Consider the following 13,991-nt stretch of genomic DNA (forward strand, 5'->3'; position numbering starts at 1 on the left):
GGGATGCTCGGATCGACCTCGAAGCCCGGCAGGATGGTTTGTTCGATCTGGCGCTTGATCAGCCGCTCGATGTCGCGCAGCAAGGCGGTTTCATCCACGCAGACCAGCGAGATCGCCTCGCCCTCGGCGCCGGCACGGCCGGTGCGGCCGATACGGTGCACGTAGTCTTCGGGCACGTTGGGCAGGTCGTAGTTGACCACGTGCGGCAGCTGGTCGATGTCGATGCCGCGCGCGGCGATATCGGTGGCCACCAGCAGGCGCAGCGTGCCGGCCTTGAACTCGGTCAGCGCGCGTGTGCGGGCCGACTGGCTCTTGTTGCCGTGGATCGCCAGCGCCGACAGGCCTTCCTTGTCGAGCTGCTCGGCCAGGCGGTTGGCGCCGTGCTTGGTGCGGGTGAACACCAGCACCTGGTGCCAGTCGTTCTCGCGCACCAGGTGGGCCAGCAGTTCGCGCTTGCGCTCACGGTCCACCGGGTAGACGCGCTGCGCCACGGTCTCGGCCGTGGTGTTGCGGCGCGCGACTTCGATGGAAGCGGGATTGTCGAGCAGACGGTCGGCCAGGCCACGGATCTCGTCGGAGAAGGTGGCCGAGAACAGCAGGTTCTGGCGCTTCGGCGGCAGGACGTTGAGGATCTTGCGGATGTCGTGGATAAAGCCCATGTCCAGCATGCGGTCGGCTTCGTCCAGCACCAGCATTTCCACGTGCGAGAGGTCGATGGTGCGTTGCGACAGGTGGTCGAGCAGGCGGCCAGGCGTGGCCACCACGATATCGACACCGCGCTTGAGTTGTTCGATCTGCGGATTGATGCCCACGCCGCCGAACATCACCATCGAACGCAGCTTGAGGTACTTGCCGTAGTTACGGACGCTTTCCTCGACCTGGGCCGCCAGTTCGCGGGTGGGGGTCAGGACCAGCGCACGCACCGGCAGGCGCTGTCCGCGCGCGGGTTCGCGGGCAGCCGGGGATTCGGACAGCAGTTGCAGCAGCGGCAGCGTGAAGCCGGCCGTCTTGCCGGTGCCGGTCTGCGCGCCGGCAAGCAGGTCGCCCCCCTTGAGGATGGCGGGAATCGCCTGCGCTTGAATCGGAGTCGGCGTGGTATAGCCCTGTTCGGCCACGGCACGCATAAGCTTGTCGGACAAGCCAAGATCGGAAAAAGACATGAATTGACGCTTCGGCCGCCCTTTGCGCATGTGGTGCGCCAATCGCGGGGGCGACGTGAGTGAGAAAACCGAAAACCGGAAAAGAGCGACCGGCGAAACGAGGCGACTGCCCCCGCTTCTTTAGGAGGAAAGGCCGCTAGTGTACCAGCCTGGCGCTATCGCGCGCGCCAGGCGCCCCGATGGGCCCGATGGGTCCGGGTGGCGCTGCGCTATCATGGCGGCCAGCCACGCCCTGGTCCCGCCTGGCCGTGCCCCCGCGGGCACGGGCATGCCCGGCCCGGCTCCATCCTCCCCCCCGGATGACGTCACGATGCGGTTCAGGTTCATCGAAGACCAGGAAGTCACTCTCTTTACAGCCATCCCGGTAGGGATCGCCGCCGCCATCGTCACCACCCTGTTCAAGGAAGCGCTGGACGCCAGCGGCTATGTGATGTTYGGCACGCATGCGGATATCGTCACCGTATTTGCCGGGCTGGCGCTGGCCTGGCGGGTGCTGATCCCGACCCTCGGTGGCGTGGTCGCGGGCTTGCTGCTGACCGCCGCGGCCAGGCTCAATGCGGCACAGCCCGGCGTTTCCGACTATATGGAAGCAGTCGCCAGCGGCACGGGGCGGCTGCCGGTACGCATCACATTGCTGCGCGCGCTGTCGTCGTTCTGCTCCATCGTCACCGGCAGCTCGGTCGGTAAAGAGGGCGCGATGATCCAGCTCGCCGCGCTGTGCGGCTCGCTGTTCCCGTCGGCGCGCGGCAGAGCCGGCCCCGATGGCGACACCAACCTGAGGCGCATGCTCACGGCCTGCGCCGCGGCCGCGGGGCTGGCCTCGGTGTATCACACGCCGCTGTCGGCCGCGGTCTTTGTCGCCGAGGTGGTGTTCGGCGCGGTGGCGGTGCAGCGGCTGATGCCGCTGTTCCTGGCCTCGGTGGCAGGCACCGTGGTCAGCCAGCTGCACGGCGGCCTGCAACCGCTGTACCCGGGCCTGCATGTGCCGTCCGACATGCTGCACGCGCCGATGCTGCTCGCCGCTGTGCTGCTGGGCGTACTGGCCGGTGTCGCGGGCGCCCTTTTCATGCGCGCCTCCAGCCTGGCCAAGGGCGCCTTCGCCCACGTGCCGGGCGGCATGGTGCCGCGCCTGGCGCTGGGCGGCGCCCTGGTGGGCGTGCTGGCGATCTGGGTGCCGGAGGTGGTAGGCAATGGCTACTACACCATCCAGTCGATCCTGATGGCGCATCCCCTGAGCGTGTCGCTGGCGGCCGTGCTGCTGGCCAAGCTGCTGGCCACCGTGCTCAGCATGGGCTCGGGCGCGGTGGGCGGGGTGTTCACCCCTTCGCTGTTCGTGGGTGCCGCGCTCGGGCAATTGCTGGCGCCCGCCGTGCCGGGAGGCGGCGGCGCGCCGCTGCTGCCGCTGGTGGGCATGTGCGCCTTCCTGGCCGCCACCAGCCAGGCGCCGCTGATGTCAGTGCTGATGGTGTTCGAGATGACACTGGCGCCGGCGTTGCTGCTGCCCGGCATGATCGGCGCGGCGGCGGCCTACTACACCGCCTCACGCTGCCAGACCTTGTCCTTGTACAGCGTGGTGGCCGAGCGTACGCAAGCCTCGGCCGCGGCGGACCGCGCGCGGGCGCTTACGCTGGCCGGGCTGTGCGAGCCCACCGACACCACGATCGGCCCGGACGCGACGCTGGAACAGGCCAGCGACAAGTTCGCCGAGACCGGCACGCGCTACCTGTATATGGTGGCGCCCAATGGCTGCCTGCTGGGCGCGCTGTCGATCCACGCCGTGCAGCGCGCGCTGCGCGAGCAGCCGGATGCCGACCTGTTTACGCTGTGCGAACGCGACTTCCCCACGCTCACCCCCGAGTCGCGCCTGCCCGACGCATTGAGCCTGTTCACCCATCACGCGCTCAACCGCATCCCGGTGATCCGCGATAACGGCGGGCGCGAACTGATGGGGACGGTCTCGAAGCGGCGTGTGCTGCAGGAAGCATCCGGACTGTTCTAGGCCAGCGCGGGCGGCGGGCGACCGGGTAGAATATCGGGTTGCCCGGCCTGCGCCAGGCGCGGCGGCACGGTGCGCGTAGACTTGGCTGGTGCGCCGCTTGCCGCGGACAACCCGCATCGCCTTCGTTTCCCGAACCGTTTTTCGCCGGAGCCTCCATGTCAGCCAACCGTGCCGCGCGCCCTGCCCTGTTCCTGCGGGCGACCCTGCTTGCCGCATCGCTCGCCACGTGCGCCGCTCTGCTGCCGGCAACGGCACAGGGGCAGGCGCCGTTGCGGGTGATCCCGGCCGACGCGGCGAAAGCCCGGCTGGTGCTCGCCGCGCCGTCGCCCGGCGCACCGCAATCGGCAACGCTGGACGGCAAGACCGTTGGCGTGGCGCCCGGCCTGCGGCTGTTCGGCACCGACAACCAGTTGCTGCCCATCGCGGCGGTGGCCGGCCAGAAGCTGCCGGTGCGGTTCAAGCTCGACCTCTACGGCCAGTTGCTGACGGCCTGGGTGCTGAGCGAGCAGGAACAGAAAACCGCGCAATGATCGTCGTCCGGGCCGCGGCAACGTGCCGTGGCTCCCGGATTTGTTGAGTCCCCATAAAGCCCTGATGCCCCCAGGTCAACCACTGAGATCGGCACCATGAAAAAAGTCTTCGTCAAAACCTACGGCTGTCAGATGAACGAGTACGACTCGGACAAGATGGTCGACGTGCTCCACGCCGCCGAAGGCCTGGAAAAGACAGACAACCCCGAAGATGCGGACGTGATCCTCTTCAACACCTGCTCGGTGCGCGAAAAAGCGCAGGAGAAGGTGTTCTCCGAACTCGGCCGCATGAAGGCGCTCAAGGCGCTCAAGCCCGATCTGGTGATCGGCGTGGGCGGTTGCGTGGCGAGCCAGGAAGGCGCCGCCATCGTCAAGCGCGCGCCTTATGTCGATGTGGTGTTCGGCCCGCAGACGCTGCACCGCCTGCCCGCCATGATCGACCGCAGCCGCCAGACCGGCCATTCGCAAGTGGACATCTCCTTCCCCGAGATCGAGAAGTTCGACCACCTGCCGCCGGCGCGGGTCGAAGGCCCGAGCGCCTTTGTCTCGATCATGGAAGGCTGCTCCAAGTACTGCAGCTACTGCGTGGTGCCTTACACCCGCGGCGAGGAAGTCTCGCGCCCGTTCGAGGACGTGCTGGCCGAGGTCGCCGGGCTGGCCGGGCAAGGCGTGCGCGAAGTCACGCTGCTGGGGCAGAACGTCAACGCGTACCGCGGCGCCATGGGCGACACCAGCGAAATCGCCGACTTCGCGCTGCTGATCGAGTACGTGGCCGAGATCCCCGGCATCGAGCGGATCCGCTACACCACCAGCCACCCGAAGGAATTCACGCCGCGACTGATCGAGCTGTACGAGCGCTGCCCGAAGCTGGTCAACCACCTGCACCTGCCGGTGCAACATGCGTCCGACCGCATCCTGATGGCCATGAAGCGCGGCTACAGCGTGCTGGAGTACAAGAGCATCATCCGCAAACTGCGCGCGCTGCGCCCGGACATGTCGCTGTCGTCGGACTTCATCATCGGCTTCCCCGGCGAGACCGAGGCGGACTTCGACAAGCTGATGGCGATGATCGAGGAGATCGGCTACGACACCTCCTTCTCCTTTATCTTCAGCCCGCGCCCCGGCACGCCGGCGGCCAATCTGGCCGACGACACGCCGCACGAGGTCAAGCTCCGGCGCCTGCAGCACCTGCAGGCCACCATCGAGGAAAACGTGCAGCGCATCAGCAAAGGCATGGTCGGCTCGGTGCAGCGCATCCTGGTGGAAGGCCCGGCGCGCAAGGACCCGACCGAGCTGCACGGCCGCACCGAGAACAACCGCGTGGTGAATTTCGCGCTGCCGGGCGTGCCCCAGGACCGCCGCGACCGCATGGTCGGCGAGATGGTGGACGTGGCCATCACCGAAGCCTTCCCACACTCGCTGCGCGGCGAAATCGTAGTGCGCCAGTAATCCAGGCCGGGTTGCGCCTGCCGGCCGTGGCCGGCGGGCGCGACGCAAGAAGCCGCCACTCGTTCCCAGATGAAAATTCCCTCAGCCGAATTCGTCGCCCCCAAGGACGACAACACCCGCCTGCAGAACCTGTGCGGGCCGCTTGACGAGAACCTGCGCCAGATCGAGCAGGCGCTCGACGTCACCATCCTGCGCCGCGGCCACCGCATGACGGTGCGCGGCGCCTACGCGCGCGACGCTGCCGCCGCGCTGGAGCGCTTCTATAACCAGGCCCGCACGGCGCTGTCGATCGACGACGTGCAGCTCGGCCTGGTCGAAGCGCGCCAGGTCGCCGCGCACGGCGCCTATGTGCCGGACGGCGCCGGCGGTGCCGAGGCCGACGCCTTCGAGGACGAATCGCCCGTACTTCACACGCGCCGCGCGGGCCTGCACGGGCGCACGCCAATGCAGCGCGACTACCTGCGCAATGTGCTCTCGCATGACCTCACGCTGGGCATCGGCCCGGCCGGCACCGGCAAGACCTACCTGGCCGTGGCGTGCGCGGTGGACGCCCTGGAACGCGACTCGGTCAAGCGCATCGTGCTGACGCGCCCGGCGGTGGAAGCCGGCGAGCGCCTGGGCTTCCTGCCCGGCGACCTGGCGCAGAAGATCGACCCCTACCTGCGCCCGCTGTACGACGCGCTGTACGATCTGCTCGGCTTCGACCGCACGCAGAAGATGTTCGAGCGCCAGATGATCGAGATCGCGCCGCTGGCCTATATGCGCGGGCGCACGCTGAACCACGCCTTCATCATCCTGGACGAAGCACAGAACACCACGCCCGAGCAGATGAAGATGTTCCTGACCCGGATCGGCTTCGGCTCCAAGGCGGTGATCACCGGCGACACCACCCAGATCGACCTGCCGCGCGGCCAGAAGAGCGGCCTGGTGGAAGCGCAGCATGTGCTGCGCGAGGTGCGCGGCGTGGCCATGACCCGCTTCACCAGCCTCGACGTGGTGCGCCATCCGCTGGTGGCACGCATCGTCGATGCCTATGACGAATATCACGCTCAACACCGAGACGCTTAACCGAACGCAACATCGTGAACGCAAACTCCTCCMCCGCCAGCCTGATCCTGTTCGACGCCGACGGCCGTGCGCGCAAGACCCAGGCGCACGCCGTGCGCGTGCAGCTGCCTGACGGCCGCAGCATCACCGTGGACCTCTCGCAAGCCGCCGATGGCGTGCTCGCGCTGCTGGCCGAGCACACCGACGACCGCCAGCAGGCCGGCCTGCTGGTGCGCCCGGACAACCATGACGCGCTATCCGTGGCCGTCACCGCCACGCCCGTGGTCACCACCACCGGCACCCCCGCCACGCCGCCGTCGCTGGAACTCGCGCTGCAGTACGGCGAGGGTGTCAAGGGACGACGCGGCCTGCCGACGCAGCGCAAGGTGCAGACCTGGGCCAAGTCGGCGCTGTACGCCGATGCCACGCTGACCATCCGCTTTGTCGGCGAGGAAGAAGGCCGCAGCCTGAACCGCAGCTACCGCGGCAAGGACTACGCGACCAATGTCCTGACGTTTGCCTATGCCGAGCATGAGTCCGATCCGGTCAGCGGGGATATCGTGCTGTGCTGCCCGGTGGTGGAGCAGGAAGCGCGCGAGCAGAAGAAGCCGCTTGAGGCGCACTATGCGCATCTGATCGTGCACGGCGTGCTGCATGCGCAGGGCTATGAGCACGAAGAGGACGCCGAGGCGGAGGAAATGGAAGCCATCGAGACGGAGACGCTGCAAGCGCTAGGCTTCGCCGACCCGTACCGGGCAGACGGCAACATCAAAAACAAAGTCTAGAAGACAGGCTTAGCCGTGATCCCCGCCCCAAGGCAGGAATCACCCACCCGCGATGCGAAGCGTGCCGTCAAGGTGTACCAGGCCGTATGGGGCGCCTTCTTTGCCTACTTTCTTGGCAAGACAAGAAAGTAGGTCGCCGCCCCGCAGGGGTGGTGAAACTGCAGTTGCTTTTGACCTTGAAGTTAAGCAGTTGAAGCGCAGAAGTCGCAGTTTCAAACCCCGCCCCACCCCCCCCGTCACAGATCCCAAACCCTTTTAGTGTATCCTTCAACCGATATCCACCCCGCGCTCGCCGCGCCATGAACGACCCTTACCCCAGTTCGAAGTCAGCCGACCGTCCCCGATCCCTGCTCGAACGGCTCTCGGATTTCATCTCCCCCGAGCCCGATACCCGCGCTGAATTGCTCGAGGTGCTTCAGGATGCGCATGCGCGCAACCTGATCGACGCCGACTCCCTCTCCATGATCGAGGGCGTGTTCCAGGTTTCCGAACTCACCGCGCGCGACATCATGGTGCCGCGCGGCCAGATGGACACCGTCAATATCGCCGACGCGCCGGAGAGCTTCATCCCCTTCATGCGGCAGACGGCGCACTCGCGCTTTCCTGTCTACGAAGGCAGCCGCGACAACATCATCGGCATCCTGCTGGCCAAGGACCTCTTGCGGTACTACACCGACGAGGAGTTCGACCTGCGCGAGACCCTGCGCCCGGCTGTATTCATCCCCGAGTCCAAGCGCCTCAATATCCTGTTGCGCGACTTCCGCATCAACCGCAACCACATCGCGATGGTGGTGGACGAGTATGGCGGCGTCGCCGGCCTGGTCACCATCGAGGACGTGCTGGAACAGATCGTGGGCGACATCGAGGACGAGTTCGACCTTGACGAGGATCATGACAAGATCGTGCAACTGCCCGATGGCGGCTGGCGCGTGCATGGCCTGACCGAGATCGAGCAGTTCAACGAAACCTTCGGCACGCACTTCTCCGATCACGACGTCGACACCGTGGGCGGCTTGCTGAGCAACCACCTTGGCCACGTGCCGCATCGCGGCGAAGTGGTGATACTGCCCCCGATGCGCTTCGAAGTCCTGCGCGCCGATGCCCGCCAGGCGCACCTGCTGCTGGTGCGCCGCGAGGCCCCGCTCAACCCGCCCGAAGTGGACGGCGCATGAAGCGCTTGCTCCAGGCATGGCCCGGCGCCGCCAGCGCCGGGCGCGACAACGCGCGCGGCGTGAGCCTGCCCCGACTGTTGCTGGCCGCCATCCTGGGCGTCGCCCATACCCAGGCCTACGCGCCCCATACCTGGTGGTGGCTGCAATTGCTGTCGCTGGCTGGGCTGGTGGCGCTGGTCGCCGATGCGCCCCGCACCCGCGGCGCGGCCGCGACCGGCTACGCCTTTGGCCTGGGCTGGTTCCTCTCCGGCGTGTGGTGGCTCTATATCAGCATGCACGTCTATGGCGAGATGCCAGCCTGGATGGCGCTGCTTGCCGTGCTGCTGCTTGCCGGCTTCATCGCGCTCTTTCCGGCGCTGGCCGCCGCGACATGGCACTGGCTGATGGCGCGCCGGACGCGCGCGGCCTCCGTGACGCTGCTGGCGCCGCTCGCCTTCGGCGCGGCCTGGGGGCTGTCCGAATGGCTGCGCGGCGTAATGTTCACCGGTTTTCCCTGGCTGTCGAGCGGCTACGCCCATACCGATGGTCCGCTGGCCGGCTTCGCGCCGCTGATCGGGGTCTACGGCATCGGCGCGCTGGCGGCAACTGTGGCTGCATTGCTGGTGGCAGCGGTGCGCGGCTTCGGCAGCGCCGGCCCGGGCGGCAAGCGCACCGGCGCGCTCGCGCTGGCGGGAGCCGTGGCGCTGCCGCTGGGCGGCGCCGCGCTGGTGCCGGTCGCCTGGACTACCCCGGCCGGCAAGCCCATTGCCGTGCGGCTGCTGCAGGGCAATGTGGCACAGGACATCAAGTTCGAACCGGCCGGCGTGCAGCGCTCCATCGAGCTATACCGCGACCTGATCACGGCCGCCCCGGCCGATCTCGTGGTCACGCCCGAGACCGCCTTCCCGGTGATCCTGCAGGACCTGCCCGTCGACATCGCCATCGCGGTGCGCGACTTCACCGTGGCCAGCGGCACCACCGTGCTGTTTGGCGCCGCCGGCGCGGATTCGCCGGTCGATTTCACCAACAGCGTCTTCGGCCTGGGTCCGCTGACCGAACGGCTGTATCGCTACAACAAGCACCACCTGGTGCCGTTCGGCGAGTTCATTCCCTTGGGTTTCCACTGGTTCGTGGACATGATGAAGATGCCGCTCGGGGACTTCCGCCGCGGCGGACTGGACCAGGCCCCGCTGCCGGTGCGCGGCATCATGGTGGCACCCAATATCTGCTACGAGGATCTGTTCGGCGAGGAAATCGCCGAGACGCTGCGCAGCCAGCCGGTGCCGGCCAATATCCTGGTCAATGTGACCAACCTGGCCTGGTTCGGCGACACCATTGCGCTGGACCAGCATCTGCAGATCTCGCGCATGCGCGCGCTGGAGATGCGCCGGCCGATGCTGCGTTCGACCAATACCGGGATGACTGCCGTGGTGACGCCGGACGGCGTGGTGGCCGCGCGCTTGCCGACCTTCACGGTCGGCACGCTCACCGCCAATGTGCAGGGCACACAGGGTTTCACCCCATATGTGCGCTGGGGAAATAGTCCGGCGCTGGCAGCCTGCCTGCTGGTGCTGGCCCTGGCGGCCTGGCGCCGCCGCCAGCAACGCTGACGGCGGCCGGGCCGCAGACAGCCCAGCAGGCGTGTCAGGCTGCCACGCCAGCCACTGCCGACAGCAAGGCGGCGGCTATCATCACTGCGATGGCGACGAGATAAGGCTTCCGAGAAAGTAGCGACATGACCGGTGTCCCCCTGATGAATTGATTCGGACGGTTTCGGCTGTTATGCACAGCTCTGCTTAATACTGTATACAAAAACACTAACGGCCAGTATCCGGCAGAGCTTTAGAGGGCTTCGGTGTTTACCCGATTCGTTGCAAAACGCCGACACCACATGCCAGCCCCGCGGGCGGGATTGGATGTCGTGACTCATGCAAGGGTCGTGCCGATGGCGGGCAGCCTGAAAAAAACCGATAGAATTCAGGGTTTGGCACGATCTTCGTGAGGCGCCGTGGCAACTTTGCCGCCCGGCGCCCGCCCTTGCTTGCTTGCTGGCCTGTGTGCAGGCCCTTACTAGTCTTCGCTTATGCTGACCTTCCAACAAATGATCCTCACCCTGCAGGCCTACTGGGACCGGCAGGGCTGCGCACTCTTGCAACCCATCGATCTGGAGGTCGGCGCCGGCACCTCGCACGTGCATACCTTCCTGCGCGCGATCGGGCCGGAGCCGTGGCGCGCCGCCTATGTGCAGCCGTCGCGCCGCCCCAAGGACGGGCGCTATGGCGAGAACCCCAACCGCCTGCAGCACTATTACCAGTACCAGGTCGTGCTCAAGCCCGCGCCCGAGAACATCCTCGAGCTGTACCTCGGCTCGCTGGAAGCGCTGGGCCTGGACCTGAAGCAGAACGACATCCGCTTCGTCGAGGACGACTGGGAAAATCCCACGCTGGGCGCATGGGGCCTGGGCTGGGAAGTCTGGCTCAACGGCATGGAAGTGACGCAGTTCACCTATTTCCAGCAAGTGGGCGGCATCGACTGCAAGCCCATCACCGGCGAGATCACCTACGGCATCGAGCGCCTGGCGATGTACCTGCAGAAGGTCGAGAACATCTATGACCTGGTGTGGACCGAGTGGGAAGAAAACGGCAAGACGCGCCGCCTGACCTATGGCGACGTCTATCACCAGAACGAAGTGGAGCAATCCACCTACAACTTCGAGCAAAGCAATACCGAGATCCTGTTCCGCCACTTCGCCGAACACGAAGCGGAAGCCAAGCGCCTGATGGGCGCCGCCGAGGCGAAGCAGGATGCCGGGCAGGCCGCGCCGGCCGACGCCGCCAAACGCCTGCCGCTGCCCGCCTACGAGCAACTGCTCAAGGCCGCCCACACCTTCAACCTGCTGGACGCACGCGGCGCGATCTCGGTCACCGAGCGCGCGGCCTATATCGGCCGCATCCGCAACCTGTCGCGGCTGGTGGCCCAGGCCTACTATGACTCGCGCGAGTCGCTCGGCTTTCCGATGTGCGAACGCGAGGCCGCCGCATGACCCGCGCGGCGCGCGGCGCGCTGCGCGGATGCGCTGCCCTGGCGATGCTGGCCCTGGGAGCGTCCGGCGCCGCCCAGGCCTCGGCGCCCGTGCCGAGCCCGCAGGCGCTGTACCTGCCGGCCGACCTGTCCAATGTCTGCGAAGCCAATCCGCAGGCACTGCAGCAGGCCATCGACCGGCACTGGCACGGCGCCTTCGGCCCGAACAACTCGCTGGACCAGTGGACCCAGCTGGTGCGCACGTTCTCGTGCGACCTGTCGGGCTCCAGGGATCTGGGCTGGCACCGCGTGCCGCTGCGCGCCTATGAAAGCGCGATCCGTTACCCGCTCACGTGGACCGAGACCGAGACAGTGAACGGCCGGGTACGCCGCCAGATCAAGACGTACTACTCGGCCGCGCAGCTGCCGCCCAAGATCGATTTCTGGGTAAGCGGCCGCATCGACGAGATCCGCTACGACAAGCGCCTGCGCCGGCTCGATGCCCGCTTCTTCGCACCGCGTCCCGCCCCCGGCACCCGCGGCAGCAGCGCAAGCAGCGGCGGCAGCACGGACAGCCAGTGCGTAGCGACCACGCTGCAATTCCGCCAGCAAAACGGCCTGTGGCTGTTGTCCGGCGTAGAACCTACTATTGCACCGCGCTGCTAAGGCGCAGCGCGTGCCACAACTTGTTGGAAACGATTCATGTCGCAAACCCTGACCGATTCGAACGATACGCTGCTGATCGAGCTGTTCACCGAAGAGCTGCCGCCCAAGGCGCTGGCGCGCCTGGGCGACGCCTTCGCGCAGGGCCTGTTCGCCGGCCTGTCCGAGCGTGGCCTGCTGGATGACGGCGCCGCCGTCACCTCTTTCGCCACGCCGCGCCGGCTGGCCGCGCAAGTCACCGGCGTGCGCCGCAGCGCGCCAGACCGCGAGCAGCGCGAAAAAGTGCTGCCGCTGACGGTGGCGCTGGACGCCAACGGCGAGCCGACGGCGCCGCTGGCCAAGAAGCTGGCCGCGCTGGCCAAATCGGTGGGCGTCGAAGCGATCGACTGGCAAACCCTGGAGCGCGCCTCCGACGGCAAGGCCGACGCCTTCTTCTACCGCTACACCGCGCGCGGCGCCGAACTGGTTGCCGGCCTGCAGGCGGCACTGGACGACACCATCGCCAGGCTGCCCATCCCCAAGGTGATGAGCTACCAGCGTCCGGACGGCAGCACCGTGCATTTCGTGCGCCCCGCGCACCGTCTGGTGGCCCTTCTCGGCACCGAAGTGGTGCCGGTCAGTGCATTGGGGCTCCAGGCCGGCAGGACCACCCAGGGCCACCGCTTCCTGTCTGGCGGCGAGATCGAGATTGCCCGGGCCGGCGACTATGCCGCCGTGCTGGAATCGCAAGGCCGCGTGCTGGCCAGCTACACCGAGCGCCGTGAACGCATTCGCAACGCGCTGCTGGAGCAGGCCGGCGCCGACCAGGTCGTCATGCCCGATGCCCTGCTCGACGAAGTCAATTCGCTGGTGGAATGGCCGGTGGTCTATCCTTGCCATTTCGAGGAGGTCTTCCTCGAAGTGCCGCAGGAATGCCTGATCCTGACCATGCAGACCAACCAGAAGTACTTCGCGCTGACCGATGCCGAAGGCCACCTGCGCAACCGCTTCCTGGTGGTTTCCAACCTGGCCACGGACACGCCGGAATCCATCATCAGCGGCAATGAGCGCGTGGTGCGCCCGCGCCTGGCCGACGCCAAGTTCTTCTTCGACCAGGACCGCAAGAAGACCCTGGCCTCGCGCGTGCCGCAACTGGCCAATGTGGTCTACCACAACAAGATCGGCTCGCAGCTCGACCGCGTGCAGCGCCTGCAGCAGATCGCCGGCCACATCGCCGACGCGATGGGCGCCGCCGGCATTGCCGTGGAAAAAGCGGCCGCCATGCGCGGCGCCGAACTTGCCAAGGCCGACCTGCTGACCGACATGGTCGGCGAGTTCCCGGAGCTGCAGGGCACCATGGGCACCTACTACGCGCGTCACGACGACGAAGCCGAATCCGTGGCGCTGGCCTGCTCCGAGCACTATCGCCCGCGTTTTGCCGGCGACGCCCTGCCCGCCGGCCCGGTGAGCCTGGCTGTCGCGCTGGCCGACAAATTGGAGACGCTGGTCGGCATCTGGGGCATCGGCCTGTCGCCCACCGGCGAGAAGGATCCGTTCGCACTGCGGCGCCACGCGCTCGGCATCCTGCGCATGCTGGTCGAGACGCCGCTGCCGCTGTCGATCGACGCACTGCTGGAGCTCACCCAGCAGGCCTTCGCCGGCATCGCCGCGGTCAAGCCCGCGCAAGCCGCGATCGCCGACTTCCTGTACGACCGCCTGCGCGGCTACCTGAAGGACAAGGGCTACACCACCAACGAGGTGGAAGCCGTGGTGAGCCTGCGCCCGCAGCGCCTGGACGACATCCTGGCCCGCCTGGAAGCGGTGCGCACCTTTGCCGCGCTGCCCGAAGCCGAAGCGCTGGCCGCGGCCAACAAGCGCATCACCAACATCCTGCGCAAGAACACCGACCCCATTGGCACCGTGCAGCCGGCGCTGCTGCAGGAAGCCGCCGAGAGCGCGCTGCACAAGGCGGTGGAAAGCGTGCGCCCGCAGGTGGACGCCGCCTTCGCCAACGGCGACTTCGCCACCGCGCTGCGCGACCTCGCGCAGCTGCGCGCGGCGGTCGACCAGTTCTTCACCGACGTCATGGTGATGGCCGAAGACGCGCAACTGCGTGCCAACCGGCTGGCGCTGCTGGCCTCGCTGCACGTGCTGGCCAATCGCGTGGCCGACATCTCCAAGCTGGCCGCCTGAGCGGCCGGGCACCA

At 67.3% G+C, this 13,991-nt stretch carries 11 protein-coding genes; 10 read left to right on the plus strand and 1 reads right to left on the minus strand.

What is annotated here, in order from left to right; all coding sequences use genetic code 11:
- Positions 1-1,160 (minus strand): DEAD/DEAH box helicase (locus AC1DT6_RS28885; RefSeq protein ID WP_477115145.1); only part of this gene is annotated, 1,160 nt, incomplete at its 3' end.
- Positions 1,161-1,470: 310 nt separating this feature from the next.
- On the opposite strand from AC1DT6_RS28885, the gene AC1DT6_RS28890 reads away from it, so the two are divergent.
- The 10 genes from AC1DT6_RS28890 (at position 1,471) to glyS (ending at position 13,977) form a co-directional block, all read left to right on the plus strand.
- Positions 1,471-3,159, plus strand: coding sequence for a ClcB-like voltage-gated chloride channel protein (locus AC1DT6_RS28890; RefSeq protein ID WP_477103868.1), 1,689 nt, complete (start codon positions 1,471-1,473; stop codon positions 3,157-3,159).
- Between the two features lie 155 nt (positions 3,160-3,314).
- Positions 3,315-3,689 carry a hypothetical protein gene (locus AC1DT6_RS28895; RefSeq protein WP_441637326.1) on the plus strand — a complete coding sequence of 125 codons (375 nt, stop codon included), beginning with the start codon at positions 3,315-3,317 and terminating at the stop codon, positions 3,687-3,689.
- 96 nt (positions 3,690-3,785) lie between these two features.
- Entirely contained in the window at positions 3,786-5,138 is a 1,353-nt protein-coding gene (gene miaB, locus AC1DT6_RS28900) for a tRNA (N6-isopentenyl adenosine(37)-C2)-methylthiotransferase MiaB (protein ID WP_035868040.1), read from the plus strand.
- Positions 5,139-5,207: 69 nt separating this feature from the next.
- Positions 5,208-6,206: a PhoH family protein gene (locus tag AC1DT6_RS28905; protein ID WP_477103869.1), complete on the plus strand. Its 999-nt coding sequence runs from the start codon at positions 5,208-5,210 to the stop codon at positions 6,204-6,206.
- A gap of 14 nt (positions 6,207-6,220) precedes the next feature.
- Complete coding sequence (ybeY, locus tag AC1DT6_RS28910; RefSeq protein WP_477115146.1) at positions 6,221-6,970, plus strand: rRNA maturation RNase YbeY; 750 nt, start codon at positions 6,221-6,223, stop codon at positions 6,968-6,970.
- 299 nt (positions 6,971-7,269) lie between these two features.
- A complete protein-coding gene (locus tag AC1DT6_RS28915; RefSeq protein WP_035868036.1) occupies positions 7,270-8,142 on the plus strand; it encodes an HlyC/CorC family transporter in 873 nt (290 codons plus the stop codon).
- Positions 8,139-9,731: an apolipoprotein N-acyltransferase gene (gene lnt / locus AC1DT6_RS28920; RefSeq protein ID WP_477103870.1), complete on the plus strand. Its 1,593-nt coding sequence runs from the start codon at positions 8,139-8,141 to the stop codon at positions 9,729-9,731. Before AC1DT6_RS28915 ends, lnt begins: the two co-directional genes overlap by 4 nt.
- Positions 9,732-10,204: 473 nt before the next feature.
- Positions 10,205-11,164, plus strand: a complete 960-nt coding sequence (gene glyQ / locus AC1DT6_RS28925) for a glycine--tRNA ligase subunit alpha (RefSeq protein WP_035868032.1) — start codon at positions 10,205-10,207, stop codon at positions 11,162-11,164.
- On the plus strand, positions 11,161-11,808 hold the full coding sequence (locus tag AC1DT6_RS28930; RefSeq protein ID WP_441629107.1) for a hypothetical protein: 648 nt from the start codon (positions 11,161-11,163) through the stop codon (positions 11,806-11,808). The genes glyQ and AC1DT6_RS28930 overlap by 4 nt, the downstream gene beginning before the upstream one ends.
- 36 nt (positions 11,809-11,844) lie before the next feature.
- Positions 11,845-13,977 carry a glycine--tRNA ligase subunit beta gene (glyS, locus tag AC1DT6_RS28935; RefSeq protein WP_477103871.1) on the plus strand — a complete coding sequence of 711 codons (2,133 nt, stop codon included), beginning with the start codon at positions 11,845-11,847 and terminating at the stop codon, positions 13,975-13,977.
- Positions 13,978-13,991 lie beyond the last annotated feature (14 nt).

The organism is Cupriavidus sp. 01L45, from assembly GCF_056399885.1.

What these genes read in the sequence shown, in the direction of transcription:
- lnt (WP_477103870.1), top strand. Translation starts at nt 8,139, where the DNA reads ATGAAGCGCTTGCTCCAGGCATGGCCCGGCGCCGCCAGCGCCGGGCGC.
- AC1DT6_RS28930 (WP_441629107.1), top strand. Translation starts at nt 11,161, where the DNA reads ATGACCCGCGCGGCGCGCGGCGCGCTGCGCGGATGCGCTGCCCTGGCG.
- glyS (WP_477103871.1), top strand. Translation starts at nt 11,845, where the DNA reads ATGTCGCAAACCCTGACCGATTCGAACGATACGCTGCTGATCGAGCTG.
- miaB (WP_035868040.1), top strand. Translation starts at nt 3,786, where the DNA reads ATGAAAAAAGTCTTCGTCAAAACCTACGGCTGTCAGATGAACGAGTAC.
- AC1DT6_RS28905 (WP_477103869.1), top strand. Translation starts at nt 5,208, where the DNA reads ATGAAAATTCCCTCAGCCGAATTCGTCGCCCCCAAGGACGACAACACC.
- AC1DT6_RS28915 (WP_035868036.1), top strand. Translation starts at nt 7,270, where the DNA reads ATGAACGACCCTTACCCCAGTTCGAAGTCAGCCGACCGTCCCCGATCC.
- AC1DT6_RS28895 (WP_441637326.1), top strand. Translation starts at nt 3,315, where the DNA reads ATGTCAGCCAACCGTGCCGCGCGCCCTGCCCTGTTCCTGCGGGCGACC.
- glyQ (WP_035868032.1), top strand. Translation starts at nt 10,205, where the DNA reads ATGCTGACCTTCCAACAAATGATCCTCACCCTGCAGGCCTACTGGGAC.